The sequence below is a fragment of the Arthrobacter sp. StoSoilB19 genome (assembly GCF_019977275.1).
In the GTDB taxonomy this organism is placed as follows: domain Bacteria; phylum Actinomycetota; class Actinomycetes; order Actinomycetales; family Micrococcaceae; genus Arthrobacter.
Genome location: NZ_AP024650.1, coordinates 1,668,518 through 1,688,212, shown reverse-complemented (window position 1 = coordinate 1,688,212; position 19,695 = coordinate 1,668,518). Strand labels below are relative to the sequence as shown.

18 protein-coding genes and 1 tRNA gene are annotated in these 19,695 nt (G+C 66.4%); 4 read left to right on the top strand and 15 right to left on the bottom strand.

Annotated elements, in window-relative coordinates; genetic code table 11:
• Positions 1-91: 91 nt before the first annotated feature.
• From LDO86_RS07800 to gcvH, 4 genes are all read right to left on the bottom strand, one after another.
• Positions 92-595, bottom strand: a complete 504-nt coding sequence (locus tag LDO86_RS07800; protein ID WP_018771495.1) for a bifunctional nuclease family protein — start codon at positions 593-595, stop codon at positions 92-94.
• Positions 595-1,311, bottom strand: a complete 717-nt coding sequence (locus LDO86_RS07795; RefSeq protein WP_018771494.1) for a MerR family transcriptional regulator — start codon at positions 1,309-1,311, stop codon at positions 595-597. The genes LDO86_RS07800 and LDO86_RS07795 overlap by 1 nt, the downstream gene beginning before the upstream one ends.
• Before the next feature lie 23 nt (positions 1,312-1,334).
• Positions 1,335-1,811, bottom strand: coding sequence for an FHA domain-containing protein (locus LDO86_RS07790; protein WP_018771493.1), 477 nt, complete (start codon positions 1,809-1,811; stop codon positions 1,335-1,337).
• Between the two features lie 155 nt (positions 1,812-1,966).
• A complete protein-coding gene (gene gcvH, locus LDO86_RS07785) occupies positions 1,967-2,353 on the bottom strand; it encodes a glycine cleavage system protein GcvH (RefSeq protein WP_018763524.1) in 387 nt (128 codons plus the stop codon).
• 167 nt (positions 2,354-2,520) lie between these two features.
• On the opposite strand from gcvH, the gene LDO86_RS07780 reads away from it, so the two are divergent.
• Together LDO86_RS07780 and LDO86_RS07775 are read left to right on the top strand one after the other, a co-directional pair.
• Positions 2,521-3,390 carry a DNA-formamidopyrimidine glycosylase family protein gene (locus tag LDO86_RS07780; RefSeq protein WP_018771492.1) on the top strand — a complete coding sequence of 290 codons (870 nt, stop codon included), beginning with the start codon at positions 2,521-2,523 and terminating at the stop codon, positions 3,388-3,390.
• Positions 3,391-3,542: 152 nt separating this feature from the next.
• Entirely contained in the window at positions 3,543-5,486 is a 1,944-nt protein-coding gene (locus LDO86_RS07775) for a polysaccharide deacetylase family protein (protein ID WP_224084415.1), read from the top strand.
• Between the two features lie 74 nt (positions 5,487-5,560).
• On the opposite strand, the gene LDO86_RS07770 is transcribed toward LDO86_RS07775, so the two are convergent.
• The 10 genes from LDO86_RS07770 to LDO86_RS07725 form a co-directional block, all read right to left on the bottom strand.
• A tRNA-Pro gene (locus LDO86_RS07770) sits at positions 5,561-5,637 on the bottom strand.
• A 135-nt stretch (positions 5,638-5,772) separates the two neighbouring features.
• On the bottom strand, positions 5,773-7,320 hold the full coding sequence (gene der, locus LDO86_RS07765) for a ribosome biogenesis GTPase Der (RefSeq protein ID WP_018772027.1): 1,548 nt from the start codon (positions 7,318-7,320) through the stop codon (positions 5,773-5,775).
• Positions 7,321-7,337: 17 nt separating this feature from the next.
• Complete coding sequence (locus LDO86_RS07760) at positions 7,338-7,991, bottom strand: lysophospholipid acyltransferase family protein (RefSeq protein ID WP_018772026.1); 654 nt, start codon at positions 7,989-7,991, stop codon at positions 7,338-7,340.
• 49 nt (positions 7,992-8,040) lie between these two features.
• Positions 8,041-8,754: a (d)CMP kinase gene (cmk, locus tag LDO86_RS07755; RefSeq protein WP_018772025.1), complete on the bottom strand. Its 714-nt coding sequence runs from the start codon at positions 8,752-8,754 to the stop codon at positions 8,041-8,043.
• A complete protein-coding gene (locus LDO86_RS07750) occupies positions 8,754-9,863 on the bottom strand; it encodes a prephenate dehydrogenase (protein WP_018772024.1) in 1,110 nt (369 codons plus the stop codon). The genes cmk and LDO86_RS07750 overlap by 1 nt, the downstream gene beginning before the upstream one ends.
• Positions 9,864-9,866: 3 nt before the next feature.
• Positions 9,867-11,075, bottom strand: a complete 1,209-nt coding sequence (locus tag LDO86_RS07745) for a pseudouridine synthase (protein WP_018772023.1) — start codon at positions 11,073-11,075, stop codon at positions 9,867-9,869.
• A 137-nt stretch (positions 11,076-11,212) separates the two neighbouring features.
• Positions 11,213-11,938, bottom strand: coding sequence for an SMC-Scp complex subunit ScpB (locus tag LDO86_RS07740; RefSeq protein WP_018772022.1), 726 nt, complete (start codon positions 11,936-11,938; stop codon positions 11,213-11,215).
• Positions 11,935-12,750, bottom strand: coding sequence for a ScpA family protein (locus LDO86_RS07735; RefSeq protein WP_018772021.1), 816 nt, complete (start codon positions 12,748-12,750; stop codon positions 11,935-11,937). Before LDO86_RS07735 ends, LDO86_RS07740 begins: the two co-directional genes overlap by 4 nt.
• Positions 12,751-12,757: 7 nt before the next feature.
• Complete coding sequence (locus tag LDO86_RS07730; protein ID WP_026266195.1) at positions 12,758-13,657, bottom strand: AAA family ATPase; 900 nt, start codon at positions 13,655-13,657, stop codon at positions 12,758-12,760.
• Between the two features lie 243 nt (positions 13,658-13,900).
• Entirely contained in the window at positions 13,901-15,247 is a 1,347-nt protein-coding gene (locus LDO86_RS07725; protein ID WP_018772019.1) for a C4-dicarboxylate transporter DctA, read from the bottom strand.
• A 158-nt stretch (positions 15,248-15,405) separates the two neighbouring features.
• On the opposite strand from LDO86_RS07725, the gene LDO86_RS07720 reads away from it, so the two are divergent.
• On the top strand, positions 15,406-17,040 hold the full coding sequence (locus tag LDO86_RS07720) for a sensor histidine kinase (protein ID WP_018772018.1): 1,635 nt from the start codon (positions 15,406-15,408) through the stop codon (positions 17,038-17,040).
• Positions 17,037-17,750 (top strand): response regulator, encoded by a 714-nt coding sequence (locus tag LDO86_RS07715; protein WP_018772017.1) that lies wholly within the window; start codon positions 17,037-17,039, stop codon positions 17,748-17,750. The genes LDO86_RS07720 and LDO86_RS07715 overlap by 4 nt, the downstream gene beginning before the upstream one ends.
• A gap of 39 nt (positions 17,751-17,789) precedes the next feature.
• Here LDO86_RS07715 and LDO86_RS07710 read toward each other — a convergent pair whose 3' ends face one another.
• Positions 17,790-19,694 carry a propionyl-CoA synthetase gene (locus LDO86_RS07710; protein ID WP_018772016.1) on the bottom strand — a complete coding sequence of 635 codons (1,905 nt, stop codon included), beginning with the start codon at positions 19,692-19,694 and terminating at the stop codon, positions 17,790-17,792.
• Position 19,695: the final 1 nt, after the last annotated feature.

The following is a 19,695-nucleotide window of genomic DNA, read 5'->3' as shown; positions in this document are numbered from 1 at the left end:
TTAGGCCCGGCAGGTCCCGAGGTCAAAGACCTTCGGGGGTTGGAAGAGGCGTGTCGAAACTTTCAGGCTTAACTTTAACCTTAACGTGACCTTAGCCGTCGAAATCCTCAGGTTCCACATCGTCAAGGAACTCGCGGAAGCGGCGCAGTTCGCGCTCCTCATCCACGGTGGGACCGGGCTCTGTATCCTCGCCTTCGTCGTGCTCAGTGATGCGGACGCCGGCCTCATCCATCACGGAGTCGGCGCACCAGATCCGGCACTTGGCGCGGAGCGCCACCGCAAGGGCATCAGACGCCCGCGAGCTCACCGTGGTCCCATTTTCGAACTGCAGCTGCCCGTAGAAGATGTTGTCCTCCACCGCGACGATGTTGACACTGACCACTGAGTGGCCCAGGGACTCCACGACGTCCACCAGGAGATCATGGGTCATGGGCCGGGGCGGGACCACACCCTGCTGGGCAAGGGCGATGGCGCTGGCTTCCGGGGTGCCGATCCAAATGGGGACGTGGCGTTCGCCGTGCATCTCCTTGAGCAGGACCAGCGGCTGGTTTGAAGGCAGTTCGATGCGAACGCCTACAATCTCGACTTCAATCATCAGATGTCCATGCGTGAGATGTGGTCCTGCACCAGGGCCCGGTGCAGGGTGAGGCAAAGATCGCTGATCTCGCGGGCCGCCTCTGCCGCGCGCGCCTGTGATGCAGAGTCCTTGCGCGAGGCAAGCGGCGCCACAGCGCGTTCCACCAGGCCGAATTCCCGTTCGGCCGCGGCCTGGAAAGGCCGCAGGTGCCTTGGTTCCAGCCCGTGGCTTTCCAGCTGGACGCACGCGCGGGCCACCTGGAGGGCATGTTCGTCGAACTGGCCGCTGCTGTGGCTGATGAGGCCGAAGCTCAGGAGCGACTGCAGCAGGGGCACGCTGGCGCCGGATTCGGTGCGGAGCTGTTCCTCGCTCAGTTTCCGGCCGCGGTTCTGAAGTTCGGCGGCCAGCTCGTCGGAGACTATGCGCGGGGAAACCACGACGCCGGGAGGCAGGTTCTCCGGCCGTTCCCCCCTGTCAATGGCGTCAAGGTAGTCCTTGATGACTTTCAGGGGCAGGTACTGGTCCCGCTGCAGGGCCAGTACGAAGCGCAGCCGCTCCACGTCACCGTCGGAATACTGGCGGTAGCCGGCAGGGGTGCGGCGTGGGTTGATCAGTCCCTTTTCCTCAAGGAACCGGATCTTCGACGCGGTCATGCCAGGGAAGTCGGCGCTCAGCTGGGCGAGAACTTCGCCAATGTTCAGGACCTGGGGGCCCCGGCGTTCCGGTTGTGCCATTGCCACAGGCAGCGGTCCCCGGGTCAGCTGCGGCCTGCAGCCGTGGCAGGGCTCAGGTAGAAGGTGAGGCGGAATTTGCCGATCTGGACTTCGCTGCCGGACCTCAGCTCAACGCGGTCCACGCGGTCGTGGTTGACGTAGGTGCCGTTGAGGCTGTTCATGTCCACGACTTCGAAGCTGCGTGCCGTGCGCCGGAATTCGACATGGCGGCGCGAAACCGTGACATCGTCCAGGAAGATGTCCGCGTCCGGGTGGCGCCCCGCGGTGGTCACGTCCGAATCCAGCAGGAACCGGGCGCCGGCATTCGGCCCGCTGTGGGCCACGAGGAGCGCGGAACCGGCGGGCAGGGCTTCCACCGAGTTGCGCTCTTCCGAGGACAGCCTGGGCGCGATGGTGGGTTCATCGGTGATGGGGGTCAGATGGATCGAGGTGGTCTCCGACGCCTTAGCCGCACCCGTGCCGTAATCCCCATCGGCAGGGTTGTGTCTGTGGCCAGCCATGGATTCCTCCTCTGTGACGCTGCAGGCGCAAACCTGCAGCCAACGTTTGCTCTCCGGCCCTGCCAGCAGGTCCGGCGCCGGCTCCCGATCCGGGGGCTGACGTGCGAAGACGCTTTGCCTGCGGCGCGGGGCCGGACCGGAATTACCGGTTAGCTTTAGCCTACCTGTTGTTCGTACTCGGATGCACTGAGCAGGGACTCAACTGCATCCGGTTCGGCGAGTTTGACCTCGATGAGCCAGCCGTCACCGTAGGGATCGGTGTTGATCAGGGCCGAATCGCTGTCCAGGGAGTCGTTCCGGGCCACCACTTCGCCGGAAACGGGTGCGTAGATGTCGCTCACGCTCTTGGTGGACTCGACCTCGCCCACCACTTCGTTCGCCGTAATCTTCGTGCCGACTTCGGGCATCTGGGCGTAGACGACATCTCCAAGGGCGTCCTGGGCAAAGTCGGTGATTCCCACGCGGACCACGCCGTCGGCATTCGGGGCCGTGACCCACTCGTGTTCGGCGGTGTAGGACAGGTCTTCGGGAATGTTGCTCATGGGTGGCCTTTCATCGGGGTACGCGCCAATGTCAAAAGGGGCCCGTAAAACGGGCCGCCGCTGAAAGTATAGGCATAACTGCCGGGGCCGGCGCGGGCGTTTCTGACAAGATGGGACCCATGAGTGCAAGCACCGGTTCAGCATGCCGGGGACAGGAAAGGTAGGCCATGCCGGAACTGCCTGAAGTCGCCGGTCTGGCCGCGTTCCTTGATGAACAGCTGCGGGGCTGCGTTGTAGCGAAACTCCAGATTGTCTCGTTTGCCGTGCTCAAGACGGCCGATCCGCCGTTCAACGCCATCGAGGGCCGCACCGTGTCCGGCGTCCGCCGGTTCGGAAAGTTCATCAGCATTGACACGGACGGCATTTCCCTGGTGTTCCATTTGGCGCGCGCGGGCTGGGTGCGCTTCACGGACTCCCCCGCCGACAGCCAGCTCAGGATGGGCAAGGGCCTCATCGCAGTGCGGGCTGCTTTCTCCGGTCCCGACGGGCCGCGCGGGCTGGACCTGACGGAAGCGGGCACCAAGAAAAGCCTGGCCGTCTACGTCGTGCGGGATCCGCAGGACGTGCCGGGCATCGCCACGTTGGGCCCGGATCCGTTTACCGAGGCGTTCGACGCCGACATGCTGGCTGCGATCCTGGCCGGCAGTTCGCAGCAGATCAAGGGACTGCTGCGCAGCCAAAGCGTGATCGCCGGCATCGGCAACGCTTACAGCGACGAGATCCTCCATGCCGCCCGGGTCTCTCCGTTCGCCATCGCCAAATCCCTGGACCGGGAGACGGTGCAGGTGCTGTACGACGCCATCCACAGCGTGCTGGGCGAGGCACTGGCCGAAGCAGCCGGCAAGCCGCCCAAGGACCTCAAGGACGTCAAACGCAGCCACATGCGGGTTCACGCCCGGACCGGACAGCCCTGCCCCGTCTGCGGCGACACGGTACGGGAAGTCTCATTCGCGGACACTGCCCTTCAGTACTGCCCCACCTGCCAGACCAAAGGCAAGATCCTGGCCGACCGCAGGACTTCGAAGTTCCTGAAGTAGGAAGATCCGGCACCCAAGGCATCCCGCGGCTGCGGACGGTGTCGCGGGTGACCGGATTGCGGTTCGGGACCTCTGGCCCTGCCCCGGCACACCCCTGGGGCGTAGCGTCTTGACCAAGGCTCGCATGTCTCGGTCACCACGAAGGGGTCACAATGCGCAGGTCCCGCCCCACAGTCATCGGAATGGCCTTGGCCCTCGCCCTCGGCGGTGGTCTCGGGGGCACGGCCCTGGTGCCCGCCGCGGCCGCCGTACCAGCGGTGGCGGTGCAGCGGAGCGGTCCGGCGTCGATGGCGGTCCAGCAGGCCGGTGACGACGCGATTGTCCAGCATTACGAGCAGCTCGGCGGCAGCGCATCGTTCCTCGGCACGCCAGTCGGGAGCGCGTACGACATCGCTGGGGGCCGCGCCCAGGATTACACGGCCGGCACCATCTACTGGAGCCCCGCCACCGGAGCCCACGAGGTCCATGGGGCAATCCGCGGACGCTATCTCGCCTTCGGCGGACCCGCAGGCCTCCTGGGCTTCCCACTCACCGACGAGACCGCCACCCCGGGCGCCGCCGGCCGATACAACGACTTCGCCGCAGGATCCATCTACTGGAGCCCCGCCACCGGAGCCCACGAGGTGCACGGGGCAATCCGCGGACGCTATCTCGCCTTCGGCGGACCCGCAGGCCTCCTGGGCTTCCCACTCACCGACGAGACCGCCACCCCGGGCGCCGCCGGCCGATACAACGACTTCGCCGCAGGATCCATCTACTGGAGCCCCGCCACCGGAGCCCACGAGGTGCACGGGGCAATCCGCGGACGCTATCTCGCCTTCGGCGGACCCGCAGGCCTCCTGGGCTTCCCACTCACCGACGAGACCGCCACCCCGGGCGCCGCCGGCCGATACAACGACTTCGCCGCAGGATCCATCTACTGGAGCCCCGCCACCGGAGCGCACGAGGTGCACGGGGCAATCCGCGGACGCTATCTCGCCTTCGGCGGACCCGCAGGCCTCCTGGGCTTCCCACTCACCGACGAGACCGCCGCCCCGGGCGCCGCCGGCCGATACAACGACTTCGCCGCAGGATCCATCTACTGGAGCCCCGCCACCGGAGCCCACGAGGTGCACGGGGCAATCCGCGGACGCTATCTGGAGCTCGGCGGGCCGGCAGGCGTGCTCGGATTCCCGCTGACGGACGAGACAGGCACCCCCGACGGGGTCGGCCGGTACAACCACTTCAGCGGCTCGAATGCCGGCTCGTCGATCTACTGGTCGCCCGCCACCGGAGCCCACGAGGTGTACGGCGCAATCCGGGCCCAGTGGGCGGCCCTCGGCTGGGAGCGCAGCCGGCTCGGCTACCCAACCAGCGGCGAGTACGGCATCACGGGCGGCCGCCGCAATGACTTCCAGCACGGTTCGATCCTGTGGCACTCGGCCAGCGGCAGGATCGAGGTCATCTATACCAGCATCCCGCCGGCGCTCCTGGGCGTGGATCTTGAGCGCATTCCGACTGCGCAGAAGGTTGTCGCGCTCACGTTCGACGCCGGCGCCAACGACGCCGGCCTCCGATCGATCCTCGCCACCCTCGCAGCCAACGGCGTCCCGGGCACGTTTTTCCTCACCGGAGACTGGGTCAACCAGTTCCCCTCCGACCCGGCGCTGATCTACAACGCGGGGCATCGGATCGGCAATCACTCCATGACCCACCCGGACTTTACCGCCCTGACGGACGCCCAGATCACGGCTGAGATCAGCAGCGCGCAGAGGACCATCGAGGCCGCTGGAGGCGACCCGCTCCCGTTCTTCCGCTTCCCATTCGGCGCCCGCGATTCCCGCACGATTGCAGACGCCAACGCCGCCGGGTACGCGGCGATCCGGTGGACCGTCGACACCTTGGGTTGGCAAGGCACCATGAACGGAACGCGCGGCCCGGGGTTTGTCGTCCAGCGCATCATGGCTTCCGCGCAGCCCGGGGAGATTGTCCTGATGCACCTCGGCTCGAACCCCGACGACGGTTCAACGCTCGACGCCGCGGCCCTCCCGCAGGTGATCTCCCAGCTCCGGGCGGCAGGCTACGGCTTCGTCACCCTCGACGCCGCCCTCGGCTAGCTGGGCCAACGACGGGCTGGTCCATATCCCACCAACGCAAAAGCCGCGGAAACCCTAAGGTTTCCGCGGCTTTCTGGTCGGGCTGACAGGATTTGAACCTGCGACCCCTTGACCCCCAGTCAAGTGCGCTACCAAGCTGCGCTACAGCCCGCTGGTTCCGCCGTTCTCCGCTGAACTCAACCCGAGGGTTTTCATCAGCAGTCCGGCCGAACCACCTAGAAGAGCTTACACGATCCGGAGGGGTGCCTGTGACACTTTCCGGTGATCAGCCCAAGGTGTGTCGCAATTAACGCTTCCGGCCACGCTTCTCGCGCACGCGCATGCTGACCTCAATCGGAGTTCCCTCGAATCCGAAGGTCTCCCGCAGGCGGCGCGTGATGAAACGGCGGTACCCGGGGTCCAGGAATCCCGTGGTGAACAGCACGAATTTGGGCGGGCGGCTGGAGGCCTGGGTGCCAAAGAGGATGCGGGGCTGCTTGCCGCCGCGGACCGGGTGGGGGTGGGCGGCCACGAGCTCACCCAGGAAGGCGTTGAGGCGCCCGGTGGCGATCCGCTTGTCCCAGTTCTCCAGGGCAAGGTCCAGGGCCGGGACCAGGCGGTCCTTGTGCCAGCCGGTCTTTGCCGAAATGTTGACCCGCGGCGCCCATTCCACATGGGCCAGGTCCTGCTCGATCTCGCGCTCCAGGTAACGGCGGCGTTCATCGTCGAGCAGGTCCCACTTGTTGAATGCCAGGACCAGCGCGCGGCCGGACTCGATGGCCAGCTGCAGGATGCGCACGTCCTGTTCGCTGAGGACCTCGTCCACGGCGAGGAGCACGACGGCGACCTCCGCCTTCTCGAGCGCGGCCTGCGTCCGAAGTGAGGCGTAGTAGTCAGCGCCCTGCGCCATGTGCTGGCGGCGGCGGATGCCGGCGGTGTCCACAAAGCGCCAGGTGCGGCCGCCGAGTTCAATGAATTCGTCAACGGGGTCACGCGTGGTTCCTGCGGTGTTGTCCACCACTACGCGCTCGGATCCTGCAAGCTTGTTCAGCAGCGAGGACTTGCCCACGTTGGGGCGGCCGATCAGGGCGATACGGCGCGGGCCGCCTGAGCGGTCCGTTCCCTCGATCGTTGAGTATTCAGGGAGCACGTCCATGACGTGGTCCAGGAGGTCCGCGACACCTCGGCCGTGAAGGGCAGAGACCGGGTAGGGCTCGCCGAAACCGAGGCCCCACAATGCGGCGCTGTCCGCTTCCTGGGCGAAGTCGTCCACCTTGTTGGCCACCATGATGACCGGCTTCTTGCTGCGGCGCAGCATCTTCATGACGCCTTCGTCCGTTGCGGTGGCGCCCACTGCGGAGTCCACCACGAAAAGCACGGCGTCGGCGAGTTCCACGGCCATCTCGGCCTGCTCGGCGACGCGGGCGTGGATGCCGCGGGCGTCGTGCTCCCAGCCGCCGGTGTCCACCAGCGTGAAGTTGCGGCCGTTCCAGTTCGCGGAGTACATGACCCGGTCACGGGTGACGCCCGGGGTGTCCTCCACCACTGCTTCGCGGCGGCCCAGGATGCGGTTCACCAGCGTGGACTTCCCCACGTTTGGCCGGCCGATGATTGCCAGGACGGGATCCAGCTTGACGGGACCGTCAAAGTCCTCGTCGCCGTACTCCCCGCTCAGCAGGGCGGCATCGTCCTCGTCAAGCTCGTAATCCTCCAGGCCGGCCCGGAGGGAGGCGGCACGCAGCTCCGCTTCGTCGTCGCCAATCGCTGCCAGCCGTTCGGCAACCTGGTCGGTGCCGGTGGGAGTGTATTCGTCGTCGGTGCCGGAAGGCCCGGAAGTCTGGGTGGTGTCGCTCATTGCACTGTCCTTAGTGGTCATCTGCCGGCGTCCCCGGCTACTGCTGTCAAGTCGTTGTGGTCAGCGGAAGGCAAAGGCTGCCCGCTGAGTTGGATAGCGTCCTGGACGTGCCCGGCCAGCGCTGCACGGATGTCCTGCGCCGCCCTGTCCATTGAAGCACGCCCGCTTTCACCGGCCCGGCGGGCCAGGGTAAGGGCTGATCCGAAGCTCACGTGGAATCGCCGCCCCGGCCGCGGGACGAAGTCCAGGTGCTCGTCGCCCTGCCGGGTGCCCAGGATGGCCACCGGAACAACCGGTGCCCCGGAGTTCAGCGCCAGCCAGGCCACGCCCCCGTTGATGTCCGCGGCTGCCCCGCTCCCCCGCGTCCCTTCCGGAAGAATCCCAACGCAACGTCCGGCGTCGAGCACGTCCTTGCAGCGCTGCAGCGCCGCCCGGTCACCCTGCCGGTCCACCGGAAGCTGCCCGGAGGCGGTGAGTACCCGGCCCAGGAAGCCCTGGAACATCTCCTGTTTTACCAGGATGTGCATGGGGCGCGGCGCCGCGCCGAACATGACCGGCCCGTCGAGGAAGCTGATGTGGTTGGCTGCGAAGATCACCGGACCGCCGGTGGGGACGTTGCTCCTGCCCGTCACCGTGGTCCGGTAGACCACGTGGTCCAGGATCCATCCCACCGGCCTGCTCCACGCCATGGTCAGTCGGGTTGGCACACCCGCCCGGGCCTCAGTCACGGTTGAGGACCTTTGTAACGATCACGAGGGCGGCATTGACGGTCTGCTCGAAGTCCAGGTCCGAGGAGTCCAGCGTGACCACGCCGTCTGCCGCCTGGGTGAAGTTCACCACGGTTGAGTCCCTGGCATCCCGGTGGGTCACCTGGGCTGCCAGCTGTTCGGCGTTCTGGGTACCGCCCAGCTGGATGCCGCGCCGGCGGAGGCGGGCTTCCTCGCTTGCGGTGAGGAGCATGCGCACCTCGGCTCCGGGCGCGACGACGGTGGTGATGTCCCGGCCTTCCACCACCATTCGGCGGTGGTGCTTTTCAATCAGGTCCCGCTGCCTGCGGATCAGTTCGGTCCGGGCACCAAGCGTGGTGGCCACGGAGCTGACCGCGGCGGAAATTGCCGGTTCGCGGATGGCATCGGTGACGTCCACGCCGCCTACCCGCACGTATTCCTCCTGGGGGCTGGTGCTCAGTTCCAGCGCAAAGTCCCGGGAGGCCTGTTCCACGGCCGGCGTGTCATCAAGGTCAATCCCCTGGTTTACGCAGTACCAGGTCAGTGCGCGGTACATCGCTCCGGTGTCCAGGTAGGCCAGCCGCAGCCTGCGGGCAACCTCCTTGCTCACGCTGGATTTACCGGAGCCGGACGGTCCGTCGATGGCAACCACCAGCGGCCGGCCGATGCGCAGGGCGCGCATGGTCTCGAGGAGTTCCTGTGTCATTACTGAAGTACCCGCCATCCGCGGTCGTTGAGAGCTTCGATCAGGTGGTCGTGCTTGTTCGGCAACACAGACAATTCCACCATGCCAACGTTCTGTCCGGAGGAATGGTCCAGCCGAAGATCCTCGACGTTCACACCGATTTCACCGATCTCGGTGAGCAGCTGCGCGATCTGGCCGGGCTTGTCATCCACCAGGACGGTGAGCCAGGAGTATGCCTGCGGCGGGCCGCCGTGCTTGCCGGGAATCCGGGCCTGGCCGGCGTTGCCCTCACTGATCAGCTGTGCCAGGTCCAGCCGGGCTCCCGGTGCCGTGGGCTGTTCCAGGGTTCCGATGAGGCGGTTCAGGTCCTCGCGGACGCCGTAGAGGATCTCCACGACCTTGGCTGCATTCCCGCCGAGGATCTGCACCCAGAGGGTGGGATCGCTCGCGGCAATCCTGGTGACGTCGCGGAGGCCGTTGCCGGCCAGCGACAGGGCGTGCAGTGGCGTTCCCTGGAGGCGGCTGGCCAGCAGGGATGACATGACCTGGGGCAGGTGCGACACCAGGGCCACTGCTTCATCATGTTCGTCCGCCGTGAACTGCGAGACAACCGCTCCAAGATCCGAGGCAAGCGACCGTGCCACTTGCAGGGCAGCGCCGGAGGTCTCCCCGGAGGGGCACACCACCCAAGGCATGGAGGTGAACAGCTCGCCGCGGGCGGCCACCGGTCCCGATTTTTCCCGCCCGGCCATGGGGTGGGTGCCCACGTACCGGGTGAGGTCGGCACCGAGGCCGCGCAGACGGGCCAGGATGTCAGCCTTGACGCTGGCTATGTCCACCACGACGGCGTCGGGGTAGTCAGCCAGCGCCTGGCACACGACGCCGGCCGTCACGTCCGGCGGGGCGGCAACCACAACCAGTTGCGGTTTGCGGTTGCCCAGCTCGGACAGGGGACGCCCGGCACCGATGTCCACCGCCACCGCCTGGTTGGTGGGTGACGGGTCGGAAAGGAACACAGGTACGCCACGCCCCCGCAGGCCCAGCCCAATGCTGGTGCCCAGCAGTCCGGTACCAATCACCACCACCGGGCCATCCAGGTGGCCGCGGCCCTGGCTTTTGAACGCGGACATGCGTCAGAGTCCTACGGATGCCAGCAGGTGGCCGACTTCCTGCTTGCCCAGGTTGCGGATGCTGCCCTGGCGCTGGTCCCCGAGTCCGATGGGGCCCACCTTGACGCGGACCAGCCGCTGGACCGGGAAGCCGACAGCATCAAAGAGTCGGCGGACAATCCGGTTCTTACCCGAGTGGAGCACAACCTCGATCAGCACGTGGCCCGGGGTGGAGTCCACCAGGCGGAAGGAGTCAACGGACGCGAACCCGTCCTCCAGTTCCACGCCGGCTTTCAGCTGGGCGCCTACGCCCTGCGGGAACGGCCCGCGCACCTGCACCAGGTAGGTCTTGGGAACCTCGTAGGACGGGTGGGTCAGCCTGTTGGCGAGTTCGCCGTCGTTGGTCAGCAGCAGCAGGCCTTCGGTGGCGACGTCGAGCCTTCCCACATGGAAGAGGCGTTCGCCGGTGTTCTTGTTGCTCTTCAGGAAGTCGCTGATGCACGGCCGGCCCTCGGGATCCTCCATGGTGGACACCACGCCCTTGGGCTTGTTGAACACCATGTAGACCAGGTTCTCGTCCAACTGGATCCGCAAGCCGTCAACATGGATGACGGCGGTCTTGGGATCGACGCGCATGCCGAGTTCCGTAACCACCTGGCCGTCCACCTCAACGCGGCCCTCGGCGATCATTTCTTCGCAGACGCGCCGGGATGCGACTCCGGCGGACGCCATTACTTTCTGGAGGCGCACGCCGTCTGCATCATGGAGTTCGGACTGCGGAACGTTACCGCGGGGGCCCTTCTTCCGGCCGGGCTTGCGGACCGGACCCAGGTTCTGGCCGAAGCGTTCGCTGCCGAATGCACGGGAAGCGGCTGTCCCGGGTGCACCGGTACGCGGCTTGGGCTTGAGGGCACCGGGAGTTCCGGGAGCCTTCTTGGCGCCGGGCTTGCGTGCCGCGGGTTTGCGCGACGACGGCTTGGCGCCCCGGGCGCCCTCCGATGCCCGTGCCTGCTGGTCCCCCGCCAGATCGGGGTCGATGAAGCGTTCCTCGCGCGGCTTGGGGGCGCGGTGGGGCCGGTCCCCGCCGAATCCTGCTGCCCGCTTGGCTGTTCCGCCGCGGGAACCGCCGCTGAAGCCGCCGCCCTGTGCGCTGCGCTGCTGGGAGTTGTTGCGCTCGTTGCCGCCGCGTCCCGAACTGTTACGTGGTGAACCCTGGCGTCCCGCCTGTGTCATGACCCGTCCTTCAATGTGTTTTGGCCGGCAGAGATGTCCAAGGACAACCCTAGCCAGCCGCGCAGACTTCGTCTGCCCTGATAGAAAACCTGATAAACAAACTGCTCATGAGACCGCTGCCGGCAGAAGGGTCCTGCCTACATGGTCCCGGCGTCGTAGAACTCTGCGATCCCGTCGAGTCCCGGAAGGTGCGGCGACAGCTGGGGCAGGTCCTCCACTGAACTGATTCCCATCCGTTCAAGGAAATAGGAGGTGGTCCGGTAGAGGATTGCGCCGGACTCGGGATCCGTTCCCGCGTCCTCGATCAGCCCGCGCTGGGCAAGCGTCCGTACGACGGAATCAACATTGACACCGCGAATTGCAGACACCCGGGCCCGGGAAACGGGCTGGCGGTACGCGATGACTGCCAGTGTTTCCAACGCCGCCTGGGTAAGCCTGGCGGTCTGCCCCTCAAGCACATATTTGCCGACAATGTCGGCAAACTCCGTGCGCGAGTAGATCCGCCAGCCACCGGCGATGTTCCGCAATTCAAAACCCCGGGGGCTGGAACCAATGCCAGCGTGGCTGGCATCCTCCATCTCCGGGGCTTTAACAGTATAGCCGTTATACTCACGCTGCAGTTCTGCCAGCAGGGAGCGGACCGCGGTGACCGTCAGGCCTACCCCGGCTGCCAGCTCTTCCTCCGTGGCGGGTTGGTCCAGGACCATGAGCACCGCTTCGAGGGCAGCCTTGGCACCGCCGGGGAGGTCGTCGAAGTCCGGGCCGTGGTCCGCGTCCTCCCGTGGCGCCGTGTCCTCCGGCTTCCATGTGTCCTCAAGCATTGCCCCGCCTTCCACGGCCAGGTCCTGCGGCTTGGAATTCACGCCTGCTCCTCATACTCTTCGCTCAGGTTTTCCGCCGACCAGTCGCGGCCTTCGGCTGTCCAGTGGATGGCAAGCTCGGACAGCGGGGACAGCTGGTCGAACGACACGGCCCGGTCCCGGAACAGTTCCAGGAGCGCCAGGAAGCGGGCCACCACCACCAGGGTGGAATCGGCGTCGGCAATCAGGGAACGGAAGGTCTGGGGCGACTCCTGTTGCAGGCGAAGCCCCATCATCCGGGCCTGTTCCTTGACGCTGACGTTGCTCCCATGCAGGTGGCCGAGTGCCACTTGCGGCGGCTGGGCGGGCGCTTTGGGCCGGAGCGCGGCCTCGGCCAGCGCGGCGAACTGTTGCGGCGTGTGTTTCCACACCAGTTCAGGGAGCATCGACGCGAAGTGCTCCTCCAGGGCCACCTGGCGTGGAAAGCGCCGGCCTTCCTGGTGCAGGGTTTCGCCCAGGATTCCTGCCACCTGCTTGAAAGCCTTGTACTGCAGCAGCCGGGCAAAGAGGAGGTCCCGCGCTTCCAGAAGGGCGATGTCCTCGTCGTCCTCCACCTCACCCGCGGGAAGGAGCCGTGCCGCCTTGAGGTCAAGCAGCGTGGCGGCGATCACCAGGAATTCGCTTGCCTCGTCCAGGGCCCACTCTTCACCGAGCCGCTGCAGTTTACGGATGTACTTGATGAACTCATCCGTGACGGTGGCAATGGCCACTTCTGTAATGTCCAGCTGGTGTTTGGCGATCAGCCCCAGAAGGAGGTCGAAGGGACCCGTGAAGTTGGCCAGCCGCACCTCGAAGCCGGGTTTGGATTCGGCCACGGCGTGGTCAGGGTGCGCCGCCGCGGGAGATCAGCTCCTTTGCCAGCCGGCGGTAGGCGTCGGCGCCCACGTGGTTTCCGGCGTAGCTGGTGATGGGCTCCGCGGCCACGGTAGCGTCTGCGAACTTGATGGAGCGCTTGATGACAGTTTCGAAGACCTTGTCGCCGAACGCCTCCACCAGGCGGGTGATCACTTCGCGGCTGTGCAGTGTCCTTGCGTCGTACATGGTGGCCAGTACGCCGTCCACCTGAAGGCGAGGGTTCAGCCGGTCCTGGACCTTGTCGATGGTTTCGACCAGCAGCGCCACGGCGCGAAGGGCGAAGAACTCGCAAATGAGCGGGATGATGACGCCGTGGGCTGCCGTGAGGGCGTTGACGGTCAGGAGGCCCAGGGAGGGCTGGCAGTCGATGAGGACGACGTCGTAATCGTCTTCGACTTTCTTGAGCGCACGGTCCAGGACCTGTTCGCGCGCCACCTCGTTGACCAGCTGGACTTCCGCGGCGGAGAGGTCGATGTTGGCGGGCAGCAGGTCGACGTTCTCGACGCCCGTGTGGTGGATGGCGTCACGGATATCCACCTTGCGGTCCATCAGGACGTTGTACACCGTGAGGTCCAGCTCATGCGGGTTGACACCAAGGCCGGCGGAGAGCGCACCCTGGGGGTCGAAGTCCACCAGGAGGACGCGGCGGCCGTACTCGGCGAGCGCCGCGGCTAGGTTGATGGTGGAGGTGGTCTTCCCCACGCCGCCCTTTTGGTTGACCATGGCGATGACGCGGGCCGGACCGTGGGAGGACAGCGGCGCGGGTTCCGGGAACTCCCGGTATGGGCGCCCGGTGGGCCCCATCACCGCGTTTTCCAGGTCGAATTCCGTGCCCTCCAGAGTTGCTGAACCCTGTTCGCTGCTCACGTATCTGTCCACACTTTCGATGACGGTGATTTCCTGCCGCTGGCTCACCAGCGCCGTTCGTTCTGCTCCCTAGGTTACAGCGCCCGACACGGCATTCGACGGAACTTGACTTTCCGCGAATGTTGAGCCTTGACCCTCTAGCTGAGGTCGAAGGTTGCTCTGCCGGGGAACGCTGCCGGGGAACGCAGGACCGCCCCCGCAGCATGGCTGCGGGGGCGGTCCCGTGGGGTGTCCTGGCGGTGGCTAGGCCTTGGCAGCCTCGCGGGCGCCCTCTTCCTTGGGTGCCATTTCGCCGTGATGGTGGACCATCATGGTTGCCTCGTCGAAAGGTTCTTCGCCGGACAGCACCCGGCCAACCTGGCCGCCGTCGATCTCCTTGACCCAGGTGCCGATCAGGACGGTGGCCACCGCGTTGCCCGTGAAGTTGGTCAGGGCGCGGGCCTCGGACATGAACCGGTCGATGCCGACGATCATGCCCACGCCGCCGAGCAGTTCGGGCTTGTGTGCCTGCAGGCCGGCCGCGAGGGTTGCAAGGCCGGCACCGGTCACACCGGCGGCACCCTTGGAGGCGATGATCATGAACACCAGCAGGGAGATCTGGGCGCCGAGGTCCAGCGGGGTGCCCATGGCGTTGGCCACGAACAGGGACGCCATGGTCAGGTAGATGGCGGTTCCGTCCAGGTTGAAGGAGTAGCCGGTGGGAACGGTGACGCCGACGACCGGCTTGGAGACGCCGAGGTGTTCCATCTTGGCGATCAGCCGCGGCAGTGCCGCTTCCGAGGACGACGTGGAGAAGATGATGAGGTACTCACGGGCCAGGTACTTCATCAGCTTGAAGATGTTGACGCCGGCAACCACCTGGAGCAGGCCGCCCAGGATCACCACGATGAACAGTGCGCAGGTGATGTAGAAGGCGATCATCAGGGTGAACATGCTGACGATGGCCTGCACGCCGGTTGCGCCCACGACGGCGGCGATGGCACCGAAGGCACCTACCGGAGCGAGCCACATGATCATGATGAGGATGCGGAACACCAGTGCCTGGCCGTAGCCGACAGCCTTGAGGATCGGGGCACCCTGGGCGCCCATCTTCTGCAGCGCGAAGCCAACCAGGATGGCTGCCAGCAGGGTGGGCAGCACGGGGACGTCACTGGGGATGATGCCCAGCAGGAAGTCCACGGTGCTGTCGGTCGCCGCCTTCTTGTTGGGGTCGTACGGCGTCAGCTTCAGGCCCTCGCCGGGGTGGATGATGTTGCCTACCACCAGGCCGATGGCCAGGGCGAAGGTTGACATGATGATGAAGTAGCCCAGTGCCAGGCCGCCGACCTTGCCGACGGTGGCTGCCTTGGCGATGGAGCCGATGCCCAGGACGATGGTGCAGAAAATGACCGGTGCGATCATCATCTTGATGAGCTTGACGAAGCCGTCGCCCAGGGGCTTGAGGGACTTGCCCACCTCCGGGAACAGCAGGCCCACCACCGCGCCGAGGACGACGGCGGCGATAACTGCGATGTAGAGGTAGTGGGACTTGTCCAGTCCCTTGCGCCGCGGGGTCGCGGTCTCGAGCGACTCTCCTCGTTGAGAAGCCATGATGTGTCTCCTTGTGGATATTCTGATAGACGTTGCGGCGCAGTCTCTGGGCTCAACACGTCCGTCCAATGTGATATCCATCATTGGGCACCCCGTGATCCAGCTCACCGTTGCGTTCATATTGGTCGCGGTATCGGCAGGGTCCAAGGGAGGCAGGCATGATCCACCGCTGGAGTATCGCCCGCCGGCTCTTCCTGGCGAACCTGCTGATCGTCGTGTCGTTTATCGCCATCGTGGGAACGGCCGCCTACGTGGACGCGCGGGACCGGACGTATGACGAAGCGGGCCGCCGGATGGAAGGCGTGGCTGCCTCCATCGCCGCCAATCCCCTGGTGCTCCAGGCTGCTGCCACGCCGGACCCGTCCGCCGTCCTGCAGCCGTATGCCAAAGACGTCACCACCGCGGCCCACGTGGACTTCATCACGATCATGGCGCCGGACCGTACCCGCTGGACCCACCCGCGGGACGAGGAGCTGGGCCGGCCCTACATCGGCTCCATCGATGAAGCACTCCGCGGCCACACCTACACCGAAGTGACGGCAGGTACGCTGGGCCCGTCGGTGCGGACCATTGTTCCGGTCAAGGATTCTGCGGGGACAGTCAAGGCCCTCGTAGCGGTGGGTGTTACCGTCCGCAGCGTCGATATCGCCTTTGCCGGGCGCCTTCCCGTCCTGCTGGCCGTCGGCATGGCCCTCCTGGTGGGCGGTTCACTGGCGTCGTGGCTGCTGGGCAGGTACCTGCGGCGGGTTACCCGGGGCTGGGGTCCCGAACAGCTGGCACAGCTGTTCGCCTACTACGAGTCGGTGCTGCACTCGGTCCGGGAAGGGCTGATCCTGATCGATGCCCGGAAGCGCGTGGTGATGTACAACGACCAGGCTGCCGAGCTGCTGGGCCTGGCCGACACCGGCAACAATGACCCCACCCGGCCCCCATCGCTGGCAGACCTTCCCCTGGACGACGAACTGCGCAGCCTGTTCGAGTCCGGGCGGACCACCAAGGACGAGATGGTCCTGACCGGCTCCCGCGTGCTGGTGGTCAACCAGGGGCCGGCCCGGGGTCCCGAGGCCCGGGGCACCCGCGGGAAGGTCCCCGTCTACGGGACCGTGGCCACCCTCAGGGACCGGACAGAAATCGAAGCGCTGGGCAACGAACTGCAGACCATGCGCACCCTTTCCGACGCGCTGCGCGCCCAGACCCACGAGCACGCCAACCGGCTGCACACCTTGGTTTCGCTCCTGGAACTCGGCCGGACCAGGGAAGCCCTGGACTTTGCAACCCAGGACCTGGCCCTGAGCCAGCAGCTGACAGATGACATGGTGAGTTCGATCGATGAACCGGTGGTGGGCGCCCTGCTCATGGGAAAGGTGGCCGAGGCCCACGAACGCGGCGTCCAGCTGGATCTCTCCACCCTGGGCTCCGGCACGGCACCCGGGGTGGCCGTCCAGGACCTGGTGACGATCCTGGGCAACCTGCTGGACAATGCCATCGATGCCGCCGCCGATGCACCCCCTCCGCGGAGGGTGGTGCTGACGCTGGAGGCCGATGAAGAAGGCCTGGACATCGCCGTCAACGATTCCGGAACGCCCATCGACCCCACCGATGCGGAAAAGATCTTCAGGCACGGATTCAGCACCAAGCCTGCGGGGGCCGGGGGCCGGGGCATCGGCCTGGCCCTGGTGCGGCAGGCGGTGCAGCGTTTGGGCGGTACGCTGGCCATCAACGGCCGGCGCGGCGCCAAGTTCGAAGTATTCCTGCCTGCAGCGGTGTCCGCGGAGAAGGAGCACAGACAGTGAGCAACATCCGGGTCCTCGTCGTCGAAGATGAGGCCATCGCTTCGGCAGCGCACGCGGCCTACGTGGGGAGGCTGGAAGGATTCGAGCTCGCCGGGACAGCCCCCGACGGCCAGTCGGCCCTGCGGCTGCTGAACGAATTCGTGGCCGCGGGAGAGCCCGTTGAACTGGTCCTGCTGGACATGAACCTACCCGACCTGCATGGCCTGGACATCGCCCGCCGGATGCGTTCGGCGGGGATCCTGGCGGACATCATTGCGATCACCGCCGTGCGCGAACTGGCGATCGTCCGCAGCGCCGTGGCAATCGGCGTGGTCCAGTACCTGATCAAGCCCTTCACGTTCGCCACGTTCTCCGACAAGCTGGAAAATTACCGCCAGTTCCGGCAGCAGTTGGCCGGTTCCGGCGGTGGCCCCGGCAAGGGGGGCGCCTCGCAAAGCGAAGTGGACCAGGCCTTTGCCAGCCTCCGGGCGCCATCCGAACTCCCGCTGCCCAAGGGACTCTCAACCTCGACGCTCGGATCCGTCCAGGAGTTCCTCCGGGGGCAGCCCGAAGCAGTGTCCGCCACGGAGGTCATGGACGCCCTGGGGATGTCGCGCGTGACGGCTCGGCGCTACCTTGAGTACCTGGCCGATGCGGGAACAGTTTCCCGGACCGCCCGCTACGGCACCCCCGGCAGGCCGGAGAACGAATACCGCTGGAACACCCGCTGAGCCGCTCGGGGTTGGACGTGCGCGCCCCGGCCATGCGCCTCAGCCAGCCTCCGCCTCCCCCGCCCGGAGTGCTCCGATCAATTGATCGATGACGCCTGGATCCTCGATGGTGGACGGAACGGTGTACTCCTCGCCGTCCGCTATCTGGCGCATGGTCTTGCGGAGGATCTTCCCCGAACGGGTCTTGGGCAGTGCATCCACCACTGTCACCTGTTTGAAGTCCGCAACCGCACCAATGTCCCGCCGGACCAGTGCCACTAGATCCTTGGCCAGGACGTCTTCGGCGATGTCCACCCCGGTTTTGAGCACCACGTAGCCGCTGGGACGCTGGCCCTTCACGGGGTCGGCGAGGCCGATCACGGCGCACTCCGCAACGGCCGGATGCTGGCCGATCACCTGTTCCATGGCGCCGGTTGAGAGCCTGTGGCCGGCAACATTGATGATGTCGTCCGTACGGCCCATGACAAAGATGTACCCGTCCCGGTCCTGGTAACCCGAATCGCCGGTGGCGTAGCAGCCCTCGAAAGCCTGAAGGTAGGAAGAGATGTAGCGCTCATCATTCCGCCACAGCGTTGTGAGGGTGCCCGGCGGCAGCGGCAGTCCAAGCACGATGTTGCCCTCGGTGCCGGGTTCCACCTCTCCGCCTGCGCCGTCGAGGATCTGCAGCCGGAACCCGGGCATGGGCACGCTCGGGGAGCCGGCCTTGATGGGCAACTGCTCCAGGCCACGCGGGTTGGCGCAAATGGCCCACCCGGTCTCGGTCTGCCACCAGTGGTCCACCACCGGCACGCCGAGGGCCCGTGATGCCCAATGGAAGGTGTCCGTGTCCAGCCTCTCGCCGGCAGTGAACAGGGTCCGCAGGCTGGAGATGTCGTACTTCCGCAGCAGCGACGCCGCCGGATCCGCCTTGCGGATGGCCCGGAGTGCCGTGGGCGCAGTGAAGAGCACATTGACCCTGTGGTCCCGGACCACGCGCCAGAATGCGCCGGCATCCGGGGTGCCTACGGGCTTGCCCTCGTACATCACCGTGGTGGCGCCGGCCAGCAGCGGGCCATAGACAATGTAGGAGTGCCCCACTACCCAGCCGACGTCTGACGCGGTCCACATCACGTCGCCCGGACCGACGTCGTAAATGTTCTCCAGGGTCCAGCGCAGGGCGACGGCGTGGCCGCCGTTGTCCCGCACCACTCCCTTTGGCGTGCCGGTGGTTCCGGATGTGTAGAGGATGTAGAGCGGATCGGTGGCCTTCACCTCAACGGGAGCGGCAGGCTCTGCGGAAGCCATTTCCGTGTCCCAGTCCAGCCAGCCCGCATGGTCCGCAGCCTTGGACGCGAATCCGTCGCGCTCCTTGACCAATACGGGAAGATCCGGCATGCCCGCCAGTTCCAGCGCCTCCGCGACGGCCGGCAGATACTCGATGCGGCGGGCGGGTTCGATCCCGCCCGAAGCGGTCACCACCGCAGTGGGTGCGGCGTCCCGGATCCGGGCCGCGAGCTCCTTGGGCGCAAAACCGCCGAACACCACGGAATGGACCGCGCCCAGCCGGGCCGACGCCAGCATGGCGATAGCGGCTTCCGGGATCATTGGCATGTAAATCACCACGCGGTGCCCCTTTCCCACGCCATGGCCGCGCAGCACACCGGCAAAGCGCGCCACGGCGTCCGTGAGCTGGGCATACGTGTAGCGGTGCCGGGTTCCCAGCATGGCCGAGTCATGGATCAGGGCCACCTGCTCCCCGCGGCCTTCGGCGATATGCCGGTCAAGGGCGTTGTAGCAGGTATTCAGTGTGCCGTCGGGAAACCAGCTGTAGAGCGGTGCCCACGTGGAGTCCAGCGCCTGCGCCGGAGGAGAGCTCCAGGCGATGTTTCCCGCGGCCTCCAGCCAAAAGTCGTCGGGCTCTTCGATGCTGCGCCGGTAACTGTCCCGATAGCCGGTGGTGACCATA

Excerpts from the sequence above, each read along its gene's own strand:
- LDO86_RS07800 (WP_018771495.1), bottom strand. The coding sequence starts at position 595 with ATGATTGAAGTCGAGATTGTAGGCGTTCGCATCGAACTGCCTTCAAAC.
- LDO86_RS07795 (WP_018771494.1), bottom strand. The coding sequence starts at position 1,311 with ATGGCACAACCGGAACGCCGGGGCCCCCAGGTCCTGAACATTGGCGAA.
- LDO86_RS07790 (WP_018771493.1), bottom strand. The coding sequence starts at position 1,811 with ATGGCTGGCCACAGACACAACCCTGCCGATGGGGATTACGGCACGGGT.
- gcvH (WP_018763524.1), bottom strand. The coding sequence starts at position 2,353 with ATGAGCAACATTCCCGAAGACCTGTCCTACACCGCCGAACACGAGTGG.
- LDO86_RS07780 (WP_018771492.1), top strand. The coding sequence starts at position 2,521 with ATGCCGGAACTGCCTGAAGTCGCCGGTCTGGCCGCGTTCCTTGATGAA.
- LDO86_RS07775 (WP_224084415.1), top strand. The coding sequence starts at position 3,543 with ATGCGCAGGTCCCGCCCCACAGTCATCGGAATGGCCTTGGCCCTCGCC.
- der (WP_018772027.1), bottom strand. The coding sequence starts at position 7,320 with ATGAGCGACACCACCCAGACTTCCGGGCCTTCCGGCACCGACGACGAA.
- cmk (WP_018772025.1), bottom strand. The coding sequence starts at position 8,754 with ATGACACAGGAACTCCTCGAGACCATGCGCGCCCTGCGCATCGGCCGG.
- LDO86_RS07750 (WP_018772024.1), bottom strand. The coding sequence starts at position 9,863 with ATGTCCGCGTTCAAAAGCCAGGGCCGCGGCCACCTGGATGGCCCGGTG.
- LDO86_RS07745 (WP_018772023.1), bottom strand. The coding sequence starts at position 11,075 with ATGACACAGGCGGGACGCCAGGGTTCACCACGTAACAGTTCGGGACGC.
- LDO86_RS07725 (WP_018772019.1), bottom strand. The coding sequence starts at position 15,247 with ATGGCTTCTCAACGAGGAGAGTCGCTCGAGACCGCGACCCCGCGGCGC.
- LDO86_RS07720 (WP_018772018.1), top strand. The coding sequence starts at position 15,406 with ATGATCCACCGCTGGAGTATCGCCCGCCGGCTCTTCCTGGCGAACCTG.
- LDO86_RS07710 (WP_018772016.1), bottom strand. The coding sequence starts at position 19,694 with ATGGTCACCACCGGCTATCGGGACAGTTACCGGCGCAGCATCGAAGAG.